Origin of the sequence: Paracoccus methylarcula, from assembly GCF_003007735.2 — a bacterium.
GTDB classification, from domain to species: domain Bacteria; phylum Pseudomonadota; class Alphaproteobacteria; order Rhodobacterales; family Rhodobacteraceae; genus Paracoccus; species Paracoccus methylarcula.
Genome location: NZ_PXNQ02000006.1, coordinates 145,497 through 167,756 on the forward strand (window position 1 = coordinate 145,497; position 22,260 = coordinate 167,756).

The 22,260-nt window shown below is 63.9% G+C and carries 18 protein-coding genes; 13 read left to right on the plus strand and 5 right to left on the minus strand.

Going from position 1 to position 22,260, the window contains the following annotated elements:
• Positions 1-12 precede the first annotated feature (12 nt).
• From A7A09_RS11130 to A7A09_RS11140, 3 genes are all read right to left on the minus strand, one after another.
• Entirely contained in the window at positions 13-1,632 is a 1,620-nt protein-coding gene (locus A7A09_RS11130) for a hydantoinase B/oxoprolinase family protein (protein WP_106691473.1), read from the minus strand.
• Complete coding sequence (locus A7A09_RS11135) at positions 1,629-3,713, minus strand: hydantoinase/oxoprolinase family protein (protein ID WP_106691474.1); 2,085 nt, start codon at positions 3,711-3,713, stop codon at positions 1,629-1,631. Before A7A09_RS11135 ends, A7A09_RS11130 begins: the two co-directional genes overlap by 4 nt.
• 266 nt (positions 3,714-3,979) lie before the next feature.
• Positions 3,980-5,608 carry a long-chain-fatty-acid--CoA ligase gene (locus A7A09_RS11140; RefSeq protein ID WP_106691475.1) on the minus strand — a complete coding sequence of 543 codons (1,629 nt, stop codon included), beginning with the start codon at positions 5,606-5,608 and terminating at the stop codon, positions 3,980-3,982.
• 267 nt (positions 5,609-5,875) lie between these two features.
• Between A7A09_RS11140 and A7A09_RS11145 the strand changes: the two genes are divergently transcribed.
• The 7 genes from A7A09_RS11145 (at position 5,876) to A7A09_RS11175 (ending at position 15,667) form a co-directional block, all read left to right on the plus strand.
• A complete protein-coding gene (locus tag A7A09_RS11145; RefSeq protein ID WP_106691476.1) occupies positions 5,876-7,495 on the plus strand; it encodes an acyl-CoA dehydrogenase family protein in 1,620 nt (539 codons plus the stop codon).
• Between the two features lie 74 nt (positions 7,496-7,569).
• Positions 7,570-8,748: a CaiB/BaiF CoA transferase family protein gene (locus A7A09_RS11150; protein ID WP_211341111.1), complete on the plus strand. Its 1,179-nt coding sequence runs from the start codon at positions 7,570-7,572 to the stop codon at positions 8,746-8,748.
• A 52-nt stretch (positions 8,749-8,800) separates the two neighbouring features.
• Positions 8,801-10,408, plus strand: a complete 1,608-nt coding sequence (locus tag A7A09_RS11155) for a thiamine pyrophosphate-binding protein (protein ID WP_106691477.1) — start codon at positions 8,801-8,803, stop codon at positions 10,406-10,408.
• Positions 10,409-10,636: 228 nt separating this feature from the next.
• A complete protein-coding gene (locus A7A09_RS11160; RefSeq protein WP_245999285.1) occupies positions 10,637-12,022 on the plus strand; it encodes a tetratricopeptide repeat protein in 1,386 nt (461 codons plus the stop codon).
• Positions 12,019-13,236, plus strand: coding sequence for an OpgC family protein (locus tag A7A09_RS11165; RefSeq protein ID WP_106691478.1), 1,218 nt, complete (start codon positions 12,019-12,021; stop codon positions 13,234-13,236). Before A7A09_RS11160 ends, A7A09_RS11165 begins: the two co-directional genes overlap by 4 nt.
• Before the next feature lie 16 nt (positions 13,237-13,252).
• Complete coding sequence (locus A7A09_RS11170) at positions 13,253-14,785, plus strand: OpgD/OpgG family glucan biosynthesis protein (protein ID WP_106691479.1); 1,533 nt, start codon at positions 13,253-13,255, stop codon at positions 14,783-14,785.
• Positions 14,786-14,806: 21 nt separating this feature from the next.
• Positions 14,807-15,667: a CE1 family esterase gene (locus A7A09_RS11175; RefSeq protein ID WP_106691480.1), complete on the plus strand. Its 861-nt coding sequence runs from the start codon at positions 14,807-14,809 to the stop codon at positions 15,665-15,667.
• A 24-nt stretch (positions 15,668-15,691) separates the two neighbouring features.
• Here A7A09_RS11175 and A7A09_RS11180 read toward each other — a convergent pair whose 3' ends face one another.
• Both A7A09_RS11180 and A7A09_RS11185 read right to left on the minus strand, forming a co-directional pair.
• A complete protein-coding gene (locus A7A09_RS11180) occupies positions 15,692-16,354 on the minus strand; it encodes a flagellar hook capping FlgD N-terminal domain-containing protein (RefSeq protein WP_106691481.1) in 663 nt (220 codons plus the stop codon).
• An 11-nt stretch (positions 16,355-16,365) separates the two neighbouring features.
• A complete protein-coding gene (locus A7A09_RS11185) occupies positions 16,366-17,631 on the minus strand; it encodes a flagellar hook-length control protein FliK (RefSeq protein ID WP_106691482.1) in 1,266 nt (421 codons plus the stop codon).
• 109 nt (positions 17,632-17,740) lie between these two features.
• Between A7A09_RS11185 and A7A09_RS11190 the strand changes: the two genes are divergently transcribed.
• From A7A09_RS11190 to tssB, 6 genes are all read left to right on the plus strand, one after another.
• Positions 17,741-17,974 (plus strand): chemotaxis protein chel, encoded by a 234-nt coding sequence (locus A7A09_RS11190; RefSeq protein ID WP_148043642.1) that lies wholly within the window; start codon positions 17,741-17,743, stop codon positions 17,972-17,974.
• The gene (locus tag A7A09_RS11195; protein WP_106691484.1) at positions 17,971-18,288 is read left to right on the plus strand and encodes a hypothetical protein; all 318 of its coding nucleotides are present in this window, start codon (positions 17,971-17,973) and stop codon (positions 18,286-18,288) included. The genes A7A09_RS11190 and A7A09_RS11195 overlap by 4 nt, the downstream gene beginning before the upstream one ends.
• A 216-nt stretch (positions 18,289-18,504) precedes the next feature.
• Positions 18,505-19,089 carry a DUF6931 family protein gene (locus tag A7A09_RS11200; RefSeq protein ID WP_106691485.1) on the plus strand — a complete coding sequence of 195 codons (585 nt, stop codon included), beginning with the start codon at positions 18,505-18,507 and terminating at the stop codon, positions 19,087-19,089.
• Positions 19,090-19,095: 6 nt separating this feature from the next.
• On the plus strand, positions 19,096-20,277 hold the full coding sequence (gene tagH, locus A7A09_RS11205) for a type VI secretion system-associated FHA domain protein TagH (protein ID WP_106691486.1): 1,182 nt from the start codon (positions 19,096-19,098) through the stop codon (positions 20,275-20,277).
• 28 nt (positions 20,278-20,305) lie between these two features.
• Entirely contained in the window at positions 20,306-21,664 is a 1,359-nt protein-coding gene (locus A7A09_RS11210) for a type VI secretion system protein TssA (protein WP_170167080.1), read from the plus strand.
• Between the two features lie 76 nt (positions 21,665-21,740).
• Positions 21,741-22,259: a type VI secretion system contractile sheath small subunit gene (gene tssB / locus A7A09_RS11215; protein WP_106691488.1), complete on the plus strand. Its 519-nt coding sequence runs from the start codon at positions 21,741-21,743 to the stop codon at positions 22,257-22,259.
• The last annotated feature ends 1 nt before the right edge of the window (position 22,260 follow it).

Sequence of the window (22,260 nt, forward strand, 5' to 3'; positions counted from 1 at the left end):
GCGATCCTGGTCTCATGGCTGCTTGCCGGTCACATAGCCCTTGCGGACATCCTCGGCCATGGCCTCCGGGCTGCGCCTGCCCGGATCGCCGAAGCCACCCCCGCCGGGAAGCTCCAGCATCAGGCGCCGGCCCGCAGGCACATGCTGCCACCCCTTGGGGCGCAGCCGGGTGCCGTCGTCCAGCGCGACCCCGCCGGGCGCGCCCGGTTCGCCGCCATCGCGCCCGCGTGGAGGCGCGCTGATACGGTCGAACATGGCCGAGAAATCGAATTCATGCCCCTCTTCGGGCGCGATCTCGATCACCTGCCCCAGACCGCCGCGATACTGGCCCGCGCCGCCGGAATCGGGGCGCAATTCCTTGCGCCAGATGACGATGGGGCCGGTATGCTCGGTCGCCTCGATGGGCATGGTCATCACGCCCGAGGGAAAGGCGGTCGCGGACAGCCCGTCCAGCGTCGGGCGTGCGCCCATCCCGCCCGAATTGAACAGCAGCACCTCGGCCCGCCGCCCCTCGGCCCCCGCCTCGGGACGTGCCGAGATATGGATGTTCCACAGAGCACCCGCCCCTTCGGCCTGTATCTTTCCCGGCAGCGCCTTGGCCAGCGCGCCCAGCACCACGTCGGGGACCATGTGGCCGATGACATGGCGCAACGAGACCGGGGCGGGGCGCTGCGCGTTCAGGATATTGACCGGCGAAGAGATCGAGAATGCCGCCAGCGAGGCCGAATTATTGGGAATATCCGGCGCCACGACGCATTTGATCGCATAGCAGGCATAGGCCTTGGTATAGATCAGCGGCACATTGATGCCCCACCGGCTGATCCCGGAACTGCCGCTGAAATCGACATGCACATTGTCGTCACCGATCGTGACCTCGACGGCCAGGTTGATCGGATCGTCATAGCCGTCGGTCAGCATCTCGTTCACCCAGCTCCCCTTTGGCAGTGCCGCGATCCGCTCCATCATCGCTGTATGGGTGCGCGAGAAGATGAATTCTCCCAAGGTCTTAAGGTCGGCCAGTCCCACCTCGTCCAGCATTTGGACAAGGCGCTGATGGCCGACATCGTTGCAGGCCGCGAGCGAGTAGAAATCGCCGATGACCTGGTTGGGTTCGCGCACATTGCTCCGCAGGATGCGCAGCAGATCCGTGTTTACCTCGCCACGTTCGGCGAATTTCATGATCGGGATCTGGATGCCTTCCTCGTAGACCGATTTGCCATCGGCCCCGAAACCGCGTCCGCCGACATCGACGACATGGGCGGTGCAGGCAAAGAAACCGATCAGCGCGCCATCCCGGAACGAGGGCGAGACCATGGTGATGTCATGCAGGTGGCCGGTGCCAAGCCATGGGTCATTGGTGACATAGGTATCGCCCGGATACATCTGGTCGCGCGGGATCTCGGCGATGAAGTTCAGCACGGCCTCGGCCATGGTGTTCACGTGACCGGGCGTGCCGGTCACCGCCTGAGCCAGCATCCGGCCCCGCGCGTCGAACACCCCCGCAGACAGATCCCCCGCCTCGCGAACCGAGGTCGAAAAGGCGGTGCGGATCAGGGTCAGTGCCTGCTCCTCGACCACCGAGATCAGCCGGTTCCACATCACCTGCATGCGGATTTCATCGATCTGGCTCATGCCGCGACTCCTTTCCGGACAAGAAGAATGGTGCCATCGGCCTGAATGACGGCGTCGAAAGGCGAGGTGACGATGGTCGAGGTCTCGCGCTCGACAATGACCGCGGGGCCAGAGATCCGGTCACCGGCAGACAGGCCGTCGCGCTCGAAAATGCCGCTGTCGCGCGAGGCGCCGTTGGCGGGATCGAAGATGTCGCGGCTGGCCGAGGCCGGGACGGGGCGGCCGTCGGCGATCAGCGCCTCGCGCCTGCCTTCGGGCCGGCTGTCCTGTGCCTTGACCGAGAATGTCACGAATTCGATCTCGGGGCCATCGACCGGGCGGCCGAAGAATTGCGCGTAGCGTTCGCGGAAGGCCGTCTCGATCATCTCGCGGTCGCTTGCGTTGAATTCCCGGTCGGGCAGGGATACCGGGATTTCCCATCCCTGCCCGGCATAGCGCATGAAGGCCACGATCTCGCGGGTGATCTGCCCGGTGCCGCCCGAGCGGACGAAGCTCTCGGCGCTCTCCTTCAGCCCGCCCAGCATTGCGTTCAGCGCCTCTGCATCGAAACGCGACAGGGCCATGACCTGCGATCCGACCGCCTCGTAGCCGAAAGGTGCCTTGAGAAAGCCGATGGCAGAGCCCACGCCCGCGCCTTGCGGGATCAGGCAGCGGTCGATGCCCAGTTTCTCGCACAGCCTTGCGGCATGCAGGGGCGCGGCGCCGCCAAAGGCGATCATGGCATTGTCCGAGATGTTCCTGCCATTCTCGACCGCGTGGACGCGGGCGGCATTGGCCATGTTCTCGTCCACCACCTCGCAGATGCCGAAAGCGGCGGCCATCGGGTCAAGCCCCAGCCTGTCCCCGATATCGCGGGAAATCGACGCGCTGGCGCTGTCACCCGACAGCCTGATCTTGCCGCCGGCGAAATTGTCCGCGTCGATCTTGCCCAGAACCAGGTCGGCATCGGTAATCGCGGGTTTCGTCCCGCCGCGTTGATAGCAAGCGGGACCGGGTTCCGAGCCCGCCGATTCCGGGCCGGTCTGGATACGGCCCATGTCATCGACCCATGCGATCGAGCCACCGCCCGCCCCGATCTCGATCATCTCGATGACCGGGATCGAGATCGGCATCCCCGAGCCCTTGCAGAAGCGATAGGTCCGCGCGACCTCGAAGGTCCGTGCGGTCTGCGGCTGGTAATCCTGGATCAGGCAGATCTTCGCGGTGGTGCCGCCCATGTCATAGCTGACGACGCGGTCCAGCGAAAAGCGCCGGGCGATATCGGCGGCGAAGATCGCCCCGCCCGCCGGACCGGACTCGACCAGCCGCACCGGAAACTCCACAGCCGTCTCGACCGAGATGAGACCGCCGCCCGAATGGATCATGAAGACCGGGCAGGTCGTGCCCATCTCTTTCAGCCGGTCCTGCAGGCGCGACAGGTAACTGGCCATCTGCGGGCGGACATAGGCATTGGCGCAGACGGTGTTGAAACGCTCGAATTCGCGCATCTGCGGCGAAACCTCGGAAGAGATCGAGATCGGCAAGTCCAGCTTGCGCTGCAGGATCTCGCGCGCCCGTTGCTCATGGGCGGCATTCGCATAGGAATGGATGAAGCCGATGGCGATGGCGCCGAAATCCTGTTCGGCGATCCGCTCCGCCAGCTCCTCCAGCGCGGCTTCGTCCAGTGGTTGCAATTCCTTGCCCTGCGCATTGATCCGGCCCTTGACCGGAAAGCGATCCTCGCGCGGGATCAGCGGCTTGGGCAGGACGAGGTTCAGGTCATATTGCTCGAAGCGGTTCTCGGTGCGCATCTCGATCACGTCGCGGAAGCCCTCGGTCGTGATCAGCGCGGTGCGGGCGCCCTGCCGCTGGATCAGCGCGTTGGTGGCCAGCGTCGTGCCGTGGATGACAAGGCCGATCTCTGACGCCGAAATGCCCGCGTCCTGCGTAACGATCCCGATGCCATCGAGGATCGCCTGCTCGGGTGCGGCGTAATTGGTCAGCACCTTGGCCGAAAAGATGGTGCCGCGCAGATCCAGCACGATATCGGTGAATGTGCCACCGATATCGGCGCCGAGTCGGATATCCTGACCGGATCTCATATGCTCTCCTTTACGGCGGATGCCGCTTGCTTCGGGCGGTCCCGAGTCCCGCAAGGATCTAGCCCGATTTCCCTTCGTAAAGGAAACAACAAGTCCTGTCAGGCTGACAAGATATTCTTGTCAGGTTCGCCGGTGTAGCCAATCCGGGCAGATCGGGCATTTGCCGGTCCTGCAGGTTTTCATCCTGTTGCGATCCTGTCGGAATGCGGCGGCCTTGCAGCTTGCGCGTGCTTCCGGATTCACTGCCGCTTGTCACTGGGACCGGTTCAATGCCCGTCCTCGATCAGAACCTGTCCGTATTCCTCGCGCAGCTTGTTTTTCTGCACCTTGCCGGTCGCGCCGATCGGCAATGTATCGGCAAAGATCACCCGGTCGGGCACCTGCCACTTTGCCACCTTGCCCTCGTAGCTGGCCAGCAGCTCTGCCTCATCGATATTCGCCCCTTCGGCGCGCACGCAGATCAGCACCGGGCGCTCGTCCCATTTCGGATGATAGGCGGCGATGGCGGCGGCATTACTGATGCCGGGATGGGCGATGGCGATATTTTCCAGATCGACGGTGGAAATCCACTCGCCGCCCGACTTGATGATGTCCTTGGCACGGTCGCGGATGACCATGAAGCCGTCTGGATCGAGCGTCGCGACATCGCCGGTATCGAACCAGCCATCCGGTGTCAGGGCGCTCTCGCTCTTGCCGAAATAGCTTTCCACGATCCAGTGCCCGCGGATCTGCAGGTTACCCTGGCTTTCGCCGTCATCCGGCAGCCGCGTTCCCTGCTCGTCCACGACCCGCAACTCGACCCCGAACAGGGGCCGCCCCTGCGCATGGCGCAGCCTGCGCCGCTCTTCCAGCGGCAATTCGCGATGCTTGTAAAGCAGCTTGTTCAGCGTCGCGACCGGAGCCGTCTCGGTCATCCCCCAGGCATGGATCAGCTCGACCTCGAACTCCTCGCGGAAGGCGTCGATCATCGAGGGTGGCAGCGCCGTTCCCCCGACGAAGGACCGCACCAGATGCGGTAGCTTTTCGCCCGAGGAACGCAGCGCCGCCAAGAGTCCCATCCAGATCGTCGGCACACCGAAGGCCACGGTGACCTTCTCATTGTTCAGCAGTTTTACCAGGCTTTCGCCGTCCAGCTTCGGCCCCGGCATGACCAGCCGCGCCCCGGCCATCGCGGCGACATAGGGGACGCCCCAGGCATTCACATGGAACATCGGCACTACCGGCAGCAGTGCATCCATGGCCGAAATGCAGGTTCCGTCCGGCTGGTTGGCGCCAAGCGTATGCATCACCAGCGAGCGATGCGAGTACAGCACCCCCTTGGGATTGCCCGTCGTGCCCGAGGTATAGCACAGTGCCGCCGCTGACCGCTCGTCCAGTTCCGGCCATTGGTAATCGGGATCGCCGGTCTCGATCAGTTCGTCATAGAACAGCAGCCCCTCGATCATTCCCACCGCTTCCTCGTCGCGAGGCCCCATGAGCACACAATGCTTCACCGTCTTGAAATGCTGGCAAAGCTGGGCGGCGGCGGGCAGGAAGGTGCGGTCGAAGAACATCACCTCGTCCTCCGCGTGGTTGACGATATAGATCAACTGATCCGGTGCCAGCCGAGGATTGATCGTATGCGTCACCCGTCCACCCGCGCCGACACCGAAATAGATTTCCAGGTGGCGGCGGTTGTTCCACGCGATCGTGCCACAGCGTGCGCCCGGCGACACCCCGAGCCGGTCCAGCGCCGAGGCCAGTTTTCGCGCATTGGCGTCCACACCGGCCCAGGTCGTGCGTTCGATGCCGCCTGCCGTCTCGACCGAGACGATCTCGGTGCCGCCATGATAGCGTGCGGCGTGGCCGATCAGCGAGCCGGTCGTCAGTGGCTGATGCATCATGGTTCCGTTCATGCGTTCTCCTCCCTCTGTTATTGTCCCGTGCCGGGCGTTTCACGCCCTGTCATCCGCCGATGATGATGTGGTCATATTCCATGACGTTTCGTATTCTTGCCCGTGCTTCCGATTGTTGCTCCTGTTGACCATCCAGTTAAATATAATTTCGCGCATGTGAACAGGAAAACCGTCCGGGAGGATAGGGCAGAGGAGATCACGTTACGTCACTTTCTTCGTGACTGGATCTTGAAACACCCGCGGCCTTATCCTGTCCGAGGAGGAGACATGACCCGATCCACAGCACGAAGCGATCTTGGCACGCATGAGGTGCGAAACCAGCCACCGGCTCGGGGGGATTGCGATCTATGGCTGGAAGACATTGCCCTGCGCGACGCCGTAACTCGTGAGGGCGGGCACAGGAAAACGGTTGCAAGCTATGGCAAGGTCATGGGCAGCGCCGAGATGCGCGAGGCCGGTCAGGCCGCCAATCGGCACAGCCCGGAACTGCTGCTGTTCGATCCCGGTGGGCGCAGGCTGGACGAGGTTCGTTTCCATCCTGCATGGCACCAATTGATGCGGACCAGCCTTGGCGCGGGTTATGCCGCGGTTGCCTGGGACGGAACGCCGGGCGGCCATGTCACTCATGCCGCCATGGTCTATCTGGCCGGCCAGGTCGAGCCGGGTCATTGCTGTCCCATGACGATGACCTATGCCGCTGTCCCGGCGCTCGCCGCGAATCCGGATCTGGCGGCGATATGGCAGCCTCGCCTGACCGCCCGCGCCTATGACCCGGCCCCGCGCCCGATTGGCGAAAAGACCTCGGCCACATTGGGCATGGCGATGACCGAGAAACAGGGCGGCTCGGATCTGCGCAGCAATACCACGATGGCCGAACCGGAGGGGAGTTTCTATCGCCTGACCGGCCATAAATGGTTCTGCTCTGCCCCGATGTCGGACGGTTTCCTGACGCTTGCGCAGGCCCCCGGCGGGCTGACCTGCTTTCTGGTGCCGCGCTGGCTGGAGGGGGAGCGGAATGCAATCCATATCCAGCGCCTGAAGGACAAGCTGGGCAATCGCTCCAATGCCTCGTCCGAAATCGAGTATCACGGCGCCATTGCCTATCGCCTGGGCGACGAGGGCAGGGGCGTCCGCACGATCATCGAGATGGTACATCATACCCGCCTGGACACTGCGCTGGCCCCCGCCGGGTTGATGCGAGGGGCGATAAGCGCCGCGAATCATTGGGCGAAACATCGCAGCGCGTTTCAGAAGCGGTTGATAGACCAACCGCTGATGCAGGCCGTCATGGCCGATCTGGCGCTTGATTGCGAAGGGGCGCTGGCGCTTGGCTTGCGGGTGGCGCGCGCCTTTGACGGCACCACCCCCGAGGATCGGGCCTTCGCCCGGATCGGCGTGGCGCTGGCCAAGTTCCTGGGCAACAAGCGCTGCCCCATCGTGACCTACGAGGCGATGGAGGTGCTGGGCGGCATGGGCTATATCGAGGAAACCGGCCAACCGCTTTACTACCGCGAAGCCCCCCTGAACGGCATCTGGGAAGGTTCGGGCAATGTCATCTGCCTCGACATCCTGCGCACGCTGGCAAGCGAGCCGCTGGCCGCCGACACGCTGCGCGCGGAACTGGAGGCCGCCACCGGCAGCGACCGCCGCTACGATGCCGCGCTGAAGGCACATGCCGAACGCTGGCCCGGCTTGCCGCCGGAATGCGAGGCAAGGTGGTTTGCAGAACGCACGGCCCTGTTGCTGACGGCGTCGGTGCTGATCCGCGCCGGTATGTCCGCCGTGGCCGATGGCTTTGTCACCACCCGCATCGCGGGTGAGCGCGGGCATGTCACGGGATCGCTATCCGGTCCGGTGCCGCGCGAATTGCTTGACCGGATCGGATGATGATAGTTCCATTGCGATGAAGACCGCCCAAGCGGCCTTTTCCAGCCCTGGTTCCGGTTCGGGAGTTTGTTGCCATGTCATCCGCTGCTCCGCTTGCCGGTATCGTCGTTCTCGATCTGTCGCGCATCCTTGCCGGTCCGACCGCCACGCAGGCTCTGGCCGATCTTGGAGCAGAGGTGATCAAGATCGAACGTCCCGGCGCCGGTGACGACACCCGCAAATGGGGTCCGCCCTTCGTCAAGGATAGCGAGGGGCGCGAGACCAGCGAGAGCGCCTATTACCTCAGCGCCAATCGCGGCAAGAAGTCGGTCGCGGTCAATATCGCCGATCCCGAGGGGCAGGCATTGATCCGCAGGCTGGCGCAAAAGGCCGATATCCTGGTCGAGAATTTCAAGAGCGGCGACATGGCCCGCTACGGGCTGGATTACGCCAGCCTCTCGGATGTTAACCCGCGCCTGATCTATTGCTCGATCACCGGGTTCGGGCAAACCGGGCCGAATGCGCATCGGGCGGGCTATGATTTCCTGATCCAGGGCGAGGCCGGGATCATGAGCCTGACGGGCGAGGCCGATGGCCGCCCGCTCAAGGTCGGGGTCGGGATCGCCGATGTCATGTGCGGGATGTATGCGCTGACCGGCATTCTCGCGGCATTGCAGGCGCGTCACGGCAGCGGGCGGGGGCAGCATATCGATGTCTGCCTTTACGATACGCAGGTCGCGTGGCTGATCAATCAGGGCGTCGGCTACCTGACCGACGGGCAGATTCCGCCCCGGCGCGGAAACGATCATCCGACGATCGTGCCCTATGGCGCATTCCCCGCCTCGGATGGTGAATTCATCATCGCCATAGGCAACGATGCCCAGTTCCGCCGTTTCGTCAGCGATGCCGGGCGCGGTGATCTGGCTGATGATCCGCGTTTTGCCACGAATGCCGACCGGGTCCGTAATCGCACGGAGTTGATCCCGATCATTGAAGAGATCACCCGCGCGCGCCCGGCCTCATACTGGCTGGAGCGGCTGGAGGCGCTCTCGGTGCCCGGTGGGCCGATCAACGATCTGCGGCAGGTGTTCGACAGCCCGCAAGTGGCGGCGCGCGACTTGCGTATCAGCCTGCCGCATCCGCTGGCGGATGGCGGAAATGTCGATCTGATCGGCAACCCACTGAAATTCAGCGATACACCGGTGCGTTATGGCAATGCGCCGCCGTTGTTGGGGCAGCATAGCGCGAGGTGCTGCGGGATCATCTGGGCCTGACGGAGCAGGAGCTTGACCGGCTGAAAGCCTCGGGCGTGATCGGAGAAATGGAATGATAAATCGGACAGGCGCCGGGATCATCGGCCGAATGCTGGCGGATGCCGGGGCGACACGGGCTTTCGGCGTGCCGGGTGGCGAGGTGCTGGCGCTGATCGAGGGGTTGGGCCAGGCCGGGGTGAGCTTTACGCTGGTGCGGCACGAGAATGCCGGGGGCTTCTTTGCCGAGGGGCATTGGCATGTGACAGGCGATCTGCCGGTGCTGGTTGCGACCTTGGGGCCGGGTGTGGCCAATGCCGTCAACGTGGTGGCCAACGCGATGCAGGACCGGGTGCCGCTGATCTTCCTGACCGGCTGCGTCGATGCCGCCGAGGCCGAGCGCTATACCCATCAGGTCTTCGATCACCAGGCCCTGTTGCGTCCGGTGGTAAAGGCCAGTTTCCGGGCGGTCGGAGGGGCCGTCGGGGCGGTGATGGAAAAGGCGATCACCATCGCCAGGTCGGGCCAGCCGGGGCCGGTGCATATCGATGTTCCGATCTCGGTGGCCGAGGGGGTGAGCGACGAACCCTCGTCGCGGGCTTTATCCTTCACACCGCCCTTCATGCCTCACCACGCGGATCTGGATCGCGTCCGCAAGGCGCTGGCGGGCTCGGTCAGGCCGCTGATGATCGCCGGGGTGGATGCCGTCAATGACGGTGCCGGTCCGGCTGTCGCCGGTTTTTGCCGTCAGCACCGGATACCGCTGATCACCAGCTACAAGGGCAAGGGTCTGATGGACGAGGCCGATCCCCTTTGCCTTGGCGGAGCGGGGTTGTCTCCGCGTGCAGACAAGATCCTGATGCCGCTGATCGCCGAGGCGGATCTGATCCTTTTGGCGGGTTACGATCCCATCGAGATGCGGATCGGTTGGCGCGATCCATGGGGCGACGACACCCGCGTGATCGAGATCGCCCCCGTTCCGCGCATACATGGGATGCACCGCGCCGATGAGACGCTGATCGGCGATGTCGGCATGACATTGGAGGCGCTGCACCACGATGCCCCTTCCCGCTGGCCATCGGAACGGCCCGCCCAGGCTCGCGAGATCTTGGCGCGGGCCTTTGCCGGGCCGGAGGGATGGGGACCGCATCAGGTATTCCGGACCCTGCGCGAGGTGATGCCGCCGCAAACCGTCGTGACGGCGGATTCGGGTGCGCATCGTATCCTTGCCAGCCAGATCTGGACCTGCCCGGAGCCGCGCCTGATGCTGCAATCCAGTGCGCTATGCACGATGGCCTGCGCATTGCCTTTGGCGGCAGGTGCGTGCTTGGGACGGCCCGATGCACCGGCCCTGGCCATTCTGGGCGATGGCGGGTTGGAAATGGGGGCGGGTGATCTGGCCACGCTGCGCGATCTGAAGCTGCCGGTGGTCCTGGCGGTGCTGGTCGATGGCTCGCTTTCGCTGATCGAGATGAAGCAAAGGGCGGGGCAGCGTCCGAATCTGGGCGTCGATTTCAAGGGCGTGACCGATTATCCCGCCCTGGCGCGGGCCTTTGGCGGGCACGGGGTCTGGATAGACGACGCATCGAGCCTTGCGGCCGAGGCACGCGCCGCGCTTGAGCGTGACTGTTTCACGCTGCTGGCTATCCGTATCGGCTCACGCGCCTATGACGGGGCTTTCTGAGGCGGTCGAAAGCAGGAATGAACCGGCGAAATCCGGCTGTTGGCAGGATGGCGTGGAAACCATTGCTCCGCTTATGGCGTTTATCCAGCATGCTCACAAGAGCATCAAACGGTCGGGAAAAATTCGTTGGTCTGTAACGATCCATGCTGCCGGTCGAATTGATTCACGAGTGGTCCCGGTTTCGTCTGAACCTTCAGGGCGTCCGGGCTGGTAATCAGGAGAGTGACGATGATTCATATGACGGACCTGTCAGGCACCGGCATATCGTTGGAGAGGCGCCATATTCCCATCTGGAACCGTGTCGTGACCGGGATCCTGTCACATGCCGAATCCACGGCGGCGGATCTGAACGAGGTGATCGCGAAAGCGCCGGATTTCGCGCTGGCGCAGGCGGTTCGCGGGCTGGCCTGCCTGCTGCTGGGAAGACCCGAGATGTTCGCCGTCGCGCAAGAGGCTTATCGCGAGGCCTTGGCCGCCGCGAAACGGCTGCCCCCTACCCCCGCCGAGACAGGGTTCATCAATGCCCTCGGCCTGTGGCTGCAAGGCCGTCCGAGCGCTGCCGCCGATCGCCTGCAGCAGGTGCTGGACGAGGATCCCCGCGATGCGCTGGCCATGAAGATGGTGCAGGCGATCCAGTTCGTGATGGGCCGACCCGATGTCATGCGCCGCTCTGCCGAGGCCGTGCTGCCGCATTGGGAAGAGCATGCGGCAAAGGGTTATCTGCTGGGCTGTCATGCCTTCACGCTTGAGGAAGCCGGTGAATATGCGCTGGCCGAGCATGCCGGGATGCGGGCGATCGAACTGGCTCCGGATGATGCCTGGGGGCTGCATGCGGTGGCCCATGTCTATGACACGACCGGACGCGCGCAGGAGGGGCTGGATTGGCTGCATGGGCGCGAGGCGTCCTGGGCGCATTGCAACAATTTCCGCTTTCACGTCTGGTGGCACCAGGCGCTGATGTATCTTGATCTTGGCGATTTCGATGCGGCGCTGGACCTCTATGACACCGAGATCCGGCGCGAGAAGACCGATGATTACCGTGATATCGCCAATGCGACCTCTCTGCTGGCCCGGCTGGAAGTCGAGGGGATCGCGGTCGGCGACCGGTGGGAGGAGGTGGCCGATCTCTCGGACAAGCGGGCCGGGGATGGCTGTCTGGCCTTCGCGGATCTGCATTACCTGCTGGCGCTGGTCGGCGGCAAGCGCGAAGGCGCGGCGGCCCGGCTGATCGGCAATATGGCCCGGGCGCGCGCCTCTGACGGCGAGGCGAAGGGGATCATCGGGCATAACGGCCATGACACCGCGCTTGGCCTGCAGGCCTATGCCGCGGGGAATCACAGTGCGTCATGGCTGCATCTGCGCAAGGCGCTGTCGGATTTGCAGGCGATCGGAGGCAGCCATGCGCAGCGCGACGTGTTCACCCGCATCGCCGTCGAGGCAGGGCTGCGCGGCGGCTATCTGGACGAGACCGAGAATTTGCTGAATGAACGGGTCAAGGCACGCGGCGGCCATCAGGACGGATATACAAGGCGCAGATTGGACTTTCTCGCCTCAGTCAGGGCATCTGCGTGCGAAACGCAAACCCGTTTGCCCGGGATCGAGGAGTCCATATGAGCACAGCAATATCCGCCTCCGGCCCTTCGGCGAAACCGGCGCGGGATCCGCGCCTGGATTTCTTCCGCGGGGTGGGGATGTATATCATCCTGATCGCTCATATCAGCGGCAACCCGTGGACCCTCTGGATACCTGCCCGCTTCGGCTTTTCCGACGCGACCGAGATCTTTGTCTTTTGTTCGGGCATGGCCTCGGCGATCGCATTTGGCAGTATCTTCCGCAAGGCGGGCTGGATGATGGGAACGCTGCGCATCTTGCATCGCGTCTGGCAGGTCTACTGGGCGCATATCGGTGTCTTCGTGACCGGGCTGTTCGCGATGCTGGTGCTGAACATGACCGGCTGGTTCGAAAAGGATTACGTGGGCTCGCTGAATCTTTACCCGTTCCTGAACAATCCGGGGCCGAACATGGTCGGGCTGATGACCCTGACCTATGTGCCGAATTATTTCGATATCCTGCCGATGTACCTGGTGATCCTGGCCATGTTGCCGCTGGTCATGGCGCTTGCCCGTATCCATCCGCATGCCGCGATGGGATTTTGCGTCACGCTGTGGCTGGTGACGAGCGTGACCGGCTTCGGCTTCCCCGCCGAATACTGGTTCAGCAATGACAGCACGCGGCAATGGTTCTTCAACCCTTTCGCATGGCAACTGATCTTCTTTACCGGCTTCGCCTTCATGGCGGGCTGGCTGCCCGCGCCGCCGGTGAACCGCATGCTGATCCTGTGTGCCCTGATCGTCGTCTTGGTGACGATTCCCTTCGCCTGGTTCAGGATATACAGGGAATACGATTTCATCCGCGAATGGCGGGGAGACTGGAAATTTCTCTTTACCAAGACGGATTTCGGCATCCTCCGCTATATCCATTTCCTCAGCCTCGCCTATCTGGCCTGGATCGCGGCGGGGCCTGGCGGTTCACGGCTGTTCGGTGGGCGGTGGTGGACGGCCATCGTCACCGTCATCCGCAAGGTCGGGCAGCAATCGCTGGCGGTGTTCATGACATCGATGATCCTCGCGCGCCTGCTGGGGGTGCTTTTCGATGTCTTCGGGCGCAGCGTTCTGACTGCGGCGATCGTCAATCTGCTTGGCGCGGCGATCATCACCGGCGTGGCCTATTTCGTGGCCTATCTGAAACGGCAGCCCTGGCGTCAGGCTGTAAACCCGGGGACGCCGTCTCGGCAGGCTGCCGCGACATCCGGCATGACTGGCATATGACAAGCAAGGGATCGAAATGCATAGACGACAAGTGATGTCCTCGGCGGCGCTTGCCTCTCTGGGGTGGGCCCTGGGCCTGCCGGCCCGGGCGGAGGAGACACATGAGCCGGTGGGTCTCGGCGAGCCGGAACCGTTCAGCTCCGGCATGCTGTGCGACAAGGCAGAGGAGATGGCCTCCCGGCCCTATGCTCCGCCGCATCAGGTGCCGTTGTCGTGGCGAGAGCTGGATTACGATGCGTATCGCAATATCTGGTTCGACGAACGGCATGCCCTGTGGCGCGACACGGGCCGGCCGGCCGTGGTCGATTTCTTCCCCGCAGGCTATCTGTTCGACCGGCCGGTCAGGATCAACGCGGTCGCCGACGGGCAGGCCCGTCCAATCCTGTTCGACCTGGAGACGTTCGACAAGACGGACCAGTTTCCCGACCTGCCGTCCAATGGGATGGGATTTTCCGGTTTCCGCCTGCGCGGCGAGTTGGAGAAACCCGGCGTATTCCAGGAATATGCCGTCTTCCAGGGGGCCAGCTATTTTCGCGCGCTCGGGCGGGGGCAGGTCTATGGCCTGTCGGCGCGCGGGCTTGCCCTTGGCACCGGCAGTTCCGAAGGCGAGGAATTTCCATCTTTCCGCGAATTCTGGATCGAGACGCCCGAGCCGAATGCGCGGGAAGTCACGATCCATGCGCTTCTGGACAGTCCCAGTGTCGCCGGAGCCTACAGTTTCAGGATCACCAAGGGCGAACAGACGCGCATGGAGGTGGACTGCACCCTGTTTCCCCGCGTCGATCTGACCGCGGCGGGGATCGCGCCGGGGACCTCGATGTTCCTCTTCGACCAGACCAACCGCTCGCGTTTCGACGATTTCCGCGATGCCGTGCATGACAGCGACGGCTTGTTGATGGTTAATGGTGCGGGAGAGCAGATCTGGCGGCCCCTTTCCAATCCCCAACAGCTTGGCGTCAGCTATTTCATGGATAGCGGCACCCGTGGTTTCGGATTGGTGCAGCGCGCGCGCGAGGCCGGTGATTTCGGTGACCTCCAGGCGCATTACGAACGCCGGCCCACGCTTTGGGTCGAGCCGATGGGCTCATGGGGGCCGGGCTATGTCGGGCTGGTCGAGATCCCGGCGGACAAGGAGATCTATGACAATATCGTGGCCTTCTGGCGGCCTTCCGAGCCGCTGCGGGCCGGACGCGGGCATCGGTTTGCCTACCGATTGCATTGGTGCGATTTCGCGCCGGTGGACGGAACCGTCGCAAGGGTGCTGAATACCCGCTCGGGTCGCCGTGTATTCGAGGAGGGCCGTCTTTTCAGCATCGATTTCGCCAAGCATTCGGCGCTTGGCAGTGACCCGGGAAAGCTTGAGGCGCGGGTGACTTCGCGGATCGGGAATATCAGCAACCCGACCGTTCAATACAATCCGGGAACCGGCGGGATGCGCCTTGCCTTCACGCTGGATGCCACGAAAGGTGCCCGGCCCGAGATGCGTGCGGAACTGCATCGCGACGGGGTTCGGGTGAGCGAAGTTTGGCTGTACCGGTGGAGCGACTGACATGATGTCGGGGGCCGTCCGATGAACTCCCGTCTCGCCCGTATTCTCGCGCTGGCCCTGGTCGCGGTCTTGCCGCAGGTCACGCATGCGGATTGTGCGCGGACCCCCGGACCTTGCCAGCTCGGCGCCGACGCCGATACGCTTGGCGGCAGCTATCACCTCGCCCTGCCGCAGGGGGAGGCGCCGCCCCGGGGCTGGCCCGCGATCCTGTTCCTGCATGGTTGGGGGAGCGAAGGTGCTGCCGTGATGCGCGATCGCAGCCGGATCGGGGCGGCAACGGCGCGGGGCTATGCGGTGATCGCGCCCGACGGCACCCCGCGAGAGGGACGCGACGGGCGCGGCTGGCTGTTCCATCCCGGTGACCGCAATGGCCGGGACGAAGGGGAGTTTCTGCGCGCGGTCGCCGATGACGCGGCGAAGAGGTTCGGATTGGACCGGGACAGGATGGTGCTGTCCGGGTTCTCAATCGGCGGTTCGATGGCCAGCTATGTCGCCTGCGAGACGCCCGAGAGTTTCGATGCCTATGCTCCGGTCGCCGGCAGTTTCTGGCGTCCGCACCCTGCGGAATGCGCGGGTCCGGTCAGGCTTCACCACACCCATGGCTGGTCGGACGGGACGGTGCCGCTGGAAGGCCGCCCGGTCGGGGATGGCACCCTCACCCAAGGCGATGTCTTCGCCGCGATGGGGATCTGGCGGCAGGCGAACCGCTGTCCAAAGGCGAATCCAGACGATGTCGACCGCAAGGGCGATGTCCTGATCCGCCGCTGGAGCAGTTGCGCCGCCGGAACCTCGCTTGTCTTCGCTCTGCATCCGGGAGGGCATGCCGTGCCGCCCGGATGGACCGGGATGATGCTGGATTGGTACGAGGCGGGCAATCGGTGACTGCTCCGGCGGGCAGGATCGCCGCTATTCGGGCTGCCGCAATGCGTCGATATCTGTCAGCAATGCCGAGGCGTCATGCGCAAAGACCAACTCGGTGCCGTTCGGTCCCGATCTGACCGCTTCGATCCTGGCATAGGCGCCGACCTCGTCATCGGCGATCACGTCACCCTCCAGGATACTCTCGATCCGGAAGGAATACCGGCCATCGGGCAACTTTTGTCCCGATGCGTCACGCCCATACCATTCCACCTCGCCGGTGCCGGTTCCGATCGCCTCGCGCAATATCTCGCGGCCTGTCGCATCCATGGTGATCAGGGTGACATCCTCGGCACGCGGATCGGGGGTGATGTCCAGCGTCAGGGCCTCGTCCCCGAACCAGACCGGCGCGGTGCTGCGCGCCTCCTTGCCGATCCAGCTGGCTGCCTGTCCCAACCCGCCTGCTTCCGCCTGTGTCATCATCTCGCCCAGCAGTTTATTGGTATAGGCCTGTTGTTCGACACCCGAGAAGGTCGCAAGCTGCACCGCGAACTCGCTGCCTTCCATGGGGTTGAGCGGATCCTGATTTTGCAGTTGCGTCGTCAGCAATCTCAGGAATGTGGAAAAATCGGCATTGGTGGTGATCCCCGGTGCGGCCGGGGTCGATGCTGCCGTGCCGGTGACCGTCTTGTTGTCCGTCGGGGTAATCATGCGCGCCTCCTTTACATCCTGATGTCAATTCGCCGGCTGCCCGTCCGCATCGGCAGGACCGGGGCCGGACGATCCGGATCGGTCTGGACAAGCCCGCCGCGCTGGCCGGACCCGCCACTATTTGTCGGCCATTCCTGACCGGCTTCGGTCCCAGCACCTTCCCGGCGTCCACCGCGGAAATCCAGGGTCGCGTCGGTCAGGCCCTCGTCGTTGAACTGTTGCAGCAGCATGTCCGAATTGCGGCGCATCTGGTCGAGAACGTCCGGCCTTTCTGCCCAGATCGTCAGATGCGGCGCGCGGTCATGGCCGGTCAGAACCATCCGGACCCTGCCCAGCTCTTCCGGGGAAAGCGTGATCTCGACCATCTCGTCGCGCATCGTGACGACCGCATCCGAAACCTGGCGCAGAACCGATGCGGTATGGACCAAGGGCGAGCGTGCGCCGGTTGGCTGCGTGGTGGCCGATGTGGAAAGCTGATCGCTGGATGTAGGCGGAGGCAGGGACAGGTCGGTTGACCCAGTGACCGGCGGGATGGGTTTCTGCCCAAGGAGTCCTGCGGTCGAATCGATGGGTTGAACGGCTGTGTTCTTCGCCGGGGCCTCGGATATGGCAGGATGTGGGATGGATTCATCCTTTTTGGTCCGCACTGAGCCACTCATCGCGGGATATGTGCGCGGCGCGATCTGATCGGGTTTCGGTTCCGTGATTCGGGCCGATGCGTCATCCGGCATGCCGGAGGCGGGATGGCTCACGCCCGATGAGATCGAGGGTGCCCGGAAAGCGGATTCGGGCCCGGCAATGGGGCGCGATGCCGATCCGTGGGGCGGTTCGACGCCATTCTCCCCCGCCTCATGCGGCTGGCCGGTCCCATCCGCAAGTGCGAGATGTTTCCCGGACTCCGCAGCGGGTTGCGCAGGGCTGAAGCCAGCCGGGACATGGGGGGTGATCACCCGTCGATCCGGTGGAATATCGTCACCGGCATCATCCCCCGCCGAACTGGCGGGCAGCGATGCAGTCACGCCCGACCAGCCTTCCAATATGTCGGTGACGGGATCGCTGTCGAATTCATGATTGGCCCCATCCTCGGGCGGGGCGGGTTGAAGCCCGTCCGCCTCGGACACGGGCATATGTGCCGCTTTGATTTCCAGGGCTTGGAAAAACTCGATCGAGACAAGGTTTTCGGCGAGAGGCTCGGCCTCCGCGCAATGATCGCATTGCGGAACCCGCATGCCCTGACCGGTATCGGGGGCGAAACTCTGTGGGATGATCGGATCCATCGGCTGGCGGTTCCCTGTTGGAAATCTCGAACTCTTGTAGGCGGGACTCCTTACCAATCATTTACCCGGCGAAGCTAAAGCTGTCCTGGTTCGGCACAAGGAGAACAGGATGCAGGTCGCTGCACTTACCATGAATGCACCCGCGCAAGCAGATGCCCCGCTTGCTCAGGACCGTCTCGAGCAGGCGTTTCTTGAAGAGATGCTGAAATACTGCAACTTGCAGAAGGGAAAGGATGATTTTTCCGGCGGATACGGAGAGGAACATTTTTCCAGTTTCCTGACCCGCGAATATGCGGCCCGTCTTTCGGCCCGTCTTGATCTGGGACTCGGAGAATTGCGATGAGCGATTCTCCGGTCAAGCACCTGGCGGCTGCCCGTGCCGCGATCGTTGCCGGGGACATGGGGCTGGCACTCGACCAGATCGAACGATTCTCGGCGGCGGCGGATCGATCCCCGCCGGACGCAGCCTCGAAACAGGCGCTGCAGGCCGCGATTGCCGAGTTGCGGGAACTGGCGGAGGCCTCGCTGCGCGGCACCAAGGCGGCCATGGAGCAGATTCACGAGATCGTTCAGGCGGCGCGAACGCTGCAGACATATGACGATACGGGGCGGCGCCGGACCGCCTCGACGGTGGCGACCCTGCCGCGCAGATTTTGACGGTGCCGCTTCTGGCATAGCCTGGCCGCAACAGTCCGATCCCGTATATGCGCGATCCCTGGAGGGAGATCGCGCCTTGCCGGATTCACGGGATCCCGTCGGGGTGACATGGGGATCAAGCGCAACCGGGCACAAGGCGGGTTGCCTTGGCGAATTTGTCTTTTCATAATCCAGCCGTGGTCGGAATATTCTGCCGATATTAGCTAATGGATTGATATGAGCCCTTCCGATCAGGACGATACAACAGAAAGGCCGCGCCGGACACTTCGGGAACAAGACCCGCAAACCCTGTTCGCAGAGCTTCAGAGCCTGGCCGAACTGGTCAAGCTGAGACCGCGCGCGGGCGAGGACGGGTTGCGGTTTCTTGCCCGGTTGCGGGCCTCGACGACTCCGGAAGAGGCGGTGACCTATACGGCTTTCGCGGCCTTGCCCACCAACGCGGCCGGCTGGGGATATGAATGCCTGCGCCTGATGGCGGATCACCTGCACCCGCAAGAGCGCCCGATGATGCGGCAGATCGCGGCCTGGCTGGCCAATCCGACCACCCGGCTGCGCCATGACATCATGAAGGAGGCGCTATGGGCCCCGGCGCGCGGGCCTTCCGTCCTGCTGGGGCTTGCGGTCGGCTGGTCGACGGGAAAGCCTGCGCCGAACGATCCCGAGCCTGCTCCGGCCCACAAGGCTCCGATTGCCATCAACAGTGCCGTGTTGTCCTGTCTCGCGCGTGTGCCGCTGTCGCAGCGCTCGGTTTACCTGGCGCGGATTCTCGACATGGCCGAATCCCTCTTTCGCGCCTATTGATGTGACATGACCCTGACCCTGCAAATAGAGAATTTCCACGTCCTCGATGATGGCGGTCCGGTCAGCATTCCCGTTCCCGAAACGGGAATCCAGGTTGGACGGCGGTCGGGAATGGGTTGGGTTCTGCCCGATGCCAGCCGCTATATCTCGGGGCATCATTTCGATGTCACCTTTGATGGTAACCAATGGTGGCTGCGCGACGTCTCGACCAATGGCACATTCCTGCAGGGGCACCGGCACCGGCTGGACGGCCCGCACGCCCTGCGGAATGGCGATCGGTTCCAGGTCGGGCAATATATCGTCGTGGCGCTGTTCGATCTGCCGGATGCGCAGGGCGCGATGTCTCCCGGCTCTCTGCCGGAACACCGGGTCGACCAGCCTGTCTTCGAGGATCAGGCGGACGATCCATGGGCCATCGGTGGAGAGGCGCCCGCACCGATGGACATCGCCGTTGGCGATCCTCCGGGGCGCCAGCATGATTTCGGCGATGATTTCGTCGAGTTCCCGGACGCGCCGCCCGAATCCGCCGCGCTGGAGCAGCAAGCGCAACCCGGCCCCGAGCAGCCGGCGCAAGTTGCCGTTCAGGTTCCGGCGACGTCGATCCCGGTCGATGAAGCGGCATTCGTCCGCGCCTTTTGCGAAGGGGCAGGTCTCGACAGCACTCTCGCCGCCGAGATCGGCCCCGAGGCCCTGGGCCGGGCGCTTGGCGAAACCATGCGCGCGACCGCCTCGCAACTCATGTCCGCGCTGCAGGACCGGGCCTCCGCGCGGCATTTCACGCGCGGGGGGGAGCGGACGATGCGCGGGGCCACCGACAACAACCCGCTGAAATTCCTGCCGGATGCCGATCAGGCGCTGGAGGCGCTGTTCCTGCGTCCACGCGCCGGATTCCTGACCGGCGCGGCAGGTTTCGACGAGGCGCTTGGCGATTTGCGCCGACATCAGGGCGCCTTGTTCGCAGCTCTGCAACCTGCGCTGATCGAGTTGCTGCATGACCTGGAGCCGACCCGGATCGAGGCGGAGGCGAAGGGTGGGGCGCTTGGCGGCCGCAAGTCGCGGGCATGGGACAGTTACGTGCAGCGGTGGGATGCCAAGACCGCCAGTGAAAACGGTATCCTGGACGAATTCATCAAGCTATTCGCGGCGGCCTATCGCAAGGCCGACGAAAAGGGCGGCGGCTTCGGCTGAGCGGCCGCGAGGAACAAGGAGATCTGCATTGACACCTGTCAACCTGCTGGCCCCCGTTTCGGAACAGGACCCCTGCGGTCCCGATCTCGAACGCGAGGACGATCCCGATTTCGTCGATTACTATTTCGAGGCCGAGGCGCGGATGCCCGAACGCTATTTCACGCCGGGAACGGCTGCGGATGGTAGCGACGACCGGCTGTTCGACCCGCGTTCGATCGATCTCGGGAAAGAGAAGGCGATCATCGACGGGCTTCTGGCGCGCAGCCGCGACTTGCGGCTCTTGGGGCTTCTGGCCCGGTTCCAGATCCTGGCCGGACGGTTGGGCGATTTCGCCGATACCGCCGAGGATATGGCCGCGATGATGATGCAATGGCCCGAAGAGGTGCATCCCCAGGTGGATCGCGGGGTAGGAGAGCGCCGCGCCGCGATCGAGGCGCTGAACAGCCAGCCGACGGTGGTGATGCCGCTTCTGCATCTGTCCCTGGTGTCGAATGGCGAGGTGACCCTGCGGCGCCACATGGTCGCGGGCGGCAAGGCCGAGGCGCGCAAATCCGAGGGTGATATCGCCGGCAGCGACCTGCTGGGACCGCTGCGTTCCGAGGCCAACCGGCAGGCTGTGGCGAATGTGAACGACCAGTTGACCCGCATCGCGGATGCGCTGCACCGGATGGCGGGGCTGGCGGCAAGCCATCCGGTCAAGACCTTTACCCCCGATCTGGGCGCGGTCCGTGCCGCAATTGCCGACATGCAGGCGATGATCGCCTCGGTGCGTCCCGATCTGCGCCCCTGGTCGGCCAGTGCCGCGACCCCGATCTCGACGGCGAATGCGGAAGGGGACACCACCGGGGCGGAGACCGAAGGCGCGGTCCCGGCAGGTCAGGCCTCTGCGCCGCCCCAGACCAGGGCCGGAACGGTTCCGACCATTCCGAACCGGGCCACCGCCGCCGCCGCGCTGGAAGCGGCGAAGGCATGGCTTGCGGGTCATGAACCCTCTTCGCCGGCGCTTGTCCTGGTGACGCAGGCACAGCTTCTGGTCGGCGCGCCACTGGTCGAGGCGATCGAGGTGCTCATGCCCGCGCAGGCCGGAAATGTCGTTCTGCATATCGGGCAGGGCAGCAGTTTCAGCTTGCCGATGGCCCGCCTGAAAGAGCTTACCGCATCGGGACTCGAACAGGATCCAAAGGCTTCCGGGCAGCCTGCGGTATTGCCGGCAATCGCCCGGCGTGGCGATCTTATCGGCCATTTGCTGGGGGTGGAGGGCTATTTCGCGGCCCAGGAACCGGCGAGTCCCATCCCGTTGCTTCTTGTCAAGGCACGTGAGATGTTGGAAAAGAGATTTGACGCCATTATGGCGGAATTGCTTGTTGCTGCAGTGCAAGACGGCTAGATTTTCGATTAGGGTTCGCATTGACTTTGCGAATTATTTGACGTTTTCGTTATCCCGTAGCGGAGGGATTGGATAGATGGCATCCGATAAGTCGACAGATTTCCTGAAACGCAACCGCCCTCCCCGGGTGAACATCTCCTATGAGGATCCCTACGATTCCGAGAAGATGGTCGAGCTGCCCTTCGTGATGGGGGTGCTGTCCGACCTGTCGGGCAATGCGTCGGAAGTCGAGAAGCCCGACATGGAGGAACGCGATTTCACCGATGTCACCGGCTCCACGCTGGACGATTACATGAAAAGCGTCGGGCCTGCCGTGTCCTTCAATGTCGCGAACAAGATGGGCGGGGCGGATCGCCTTGGGGTCACGCTGAAATTCGAGAGCATGGACGATTTCAACCCGGCCCGGGTCGCAGCCCAGGTTCCGGCGCTGAAAACGCTGCTTGAGGCGCGTCAACACCTTGCCAACCTGCAGCGCTACATGAACTCGAAGCCCAAGGCGCAGGAACAGATCCGCAAGTTGCTGAACGATCCCGACCTGATGGCCGCCCTTGCCGAACGCGAGGTCGGGAAAGACACTTCTGAAGAGGACAGCTGAT

Excerpts from the sequence above, each read along its gene's own strand:
- A7A09_RS11185 (WP_106691482.1), bottom strand. The coding sequence starts at position 17,631 with ATGGATCCGATCATCCCACAGAGTTTCGCCCCCGATACCGGTCAGGGC.
- A7A09_RS11175 (WP_106691480.1), top strand. The coding sequence starts at position 14,807 with ATGAACTCCCGTCTCGCCCGTATTCTCGCGCTGGCCCTGGTCGCGGTC.
- A7A09_RS11150 (WP_211341111.1), top strand. The coding sequence starts at position 7,570 with ATGTCATCCGCTGCTCCGCTTGCCGGTATCGTCGTTCTCGATCTGTCG.
- tagH (WP_106691486.1), top strand. The coding sequence starts at position 19,096 with ATGACCCTGACCCTGCAAATAGAGAATTTCCACGTCCTCGATGATGGC.
- A7A09_RS11140 (WP_106691475.1), bottom strand. The coding sequence starts at position 5,608 with ATGAACGGAACCATGATGCATCAGCCACTGACGACCGGCTCGCTGATC.
- A7A09_RS11145 (WP_106691476.1), top strand. The coding sequence starts at position 5,876 with ATGACCCGATCCACAGCACGAAGCGATCTTGGCACGCATGAGGTGCGA.
- A7A09_RS11170 (WP_106691479.1), top strand. The coding sequence starts at position 13,253 with ATGCATAGACGACAAGTGATGTCCTCGGCGGCGCTTGCCTCTCTGGGG.
- A7A09_RS11135 (WP_106691474.1), bottom strand. The coding sequence starts at position 3,713 with ATGAGATCCGGTCAGGATATCCGACTCGGCGCCGATATCGGTGGCACA.
- A7A09_RS11195 (WP_106691484.1), top strand. The coding sequence starts at position 17,971 with ATGAGCGATTCTCCGGTCAAGCACCTGGCGGCTGCCCGTGCCGCGATC.
- A7A09_RS11130 (WP_106691473.1), bottom strand. The coding sequence starts at position 1,632 with ATGAGCCAGATCGATGAAATCCGCATGCAGGTGATGTGGAACCGGCTG.
- A7A09_RS11180 (WP_106691481.1), bottom strand. The coding sequence starts at position 16,354 with ATGATTACCCCGACGGACAACAAGACGGTCACCGGCACGGCAGCATCG.
- A7A09_RS11200 (WP_106691485.1), top strand. The coding sequence starts at position 18,505 with ATGAGCCCTTCCGATCAGGACGATACAACAGAAAGGCCGCGCCGGACA.
- A7A09_RS11155 (WP_106691477.1), top strand. The coding sequence starts at position 8,801 with ATGATAAATCGGACAGGCGCCGGGATCATCGGCCGAATGCTGGCGGAT.
- A7A09_RS11160 (WP_245999285.1), top strand. The coding sequence starts at position 10,637 with ATGATTCATATGACGGACCTGTCAGGCACCGGCATATCGTTGGAGAGG.
- A7A09_RS11165 (WP_106691478.1), top strand. The coding sequence starts at position 12,019 with ATGAGCACAGCAATATCCGCCTCCGGCCCTTCGGCGAAACCGGCGCGG.
- A7A09_RS11190 (WP_148043642.1), top strand. The coding sequence starts at position 17,741 with ATGCAGGTCGCTGCACTTACCATGAATGCACCCGCGCAAGCAGATGCC.
- tssB (WP_106691488.1), top strand. The coding sequence starts at position 21,741 with ATGGCATCCGATAAGTCGACAGATTTCCTGAAACGCAACCGCCCTCCC.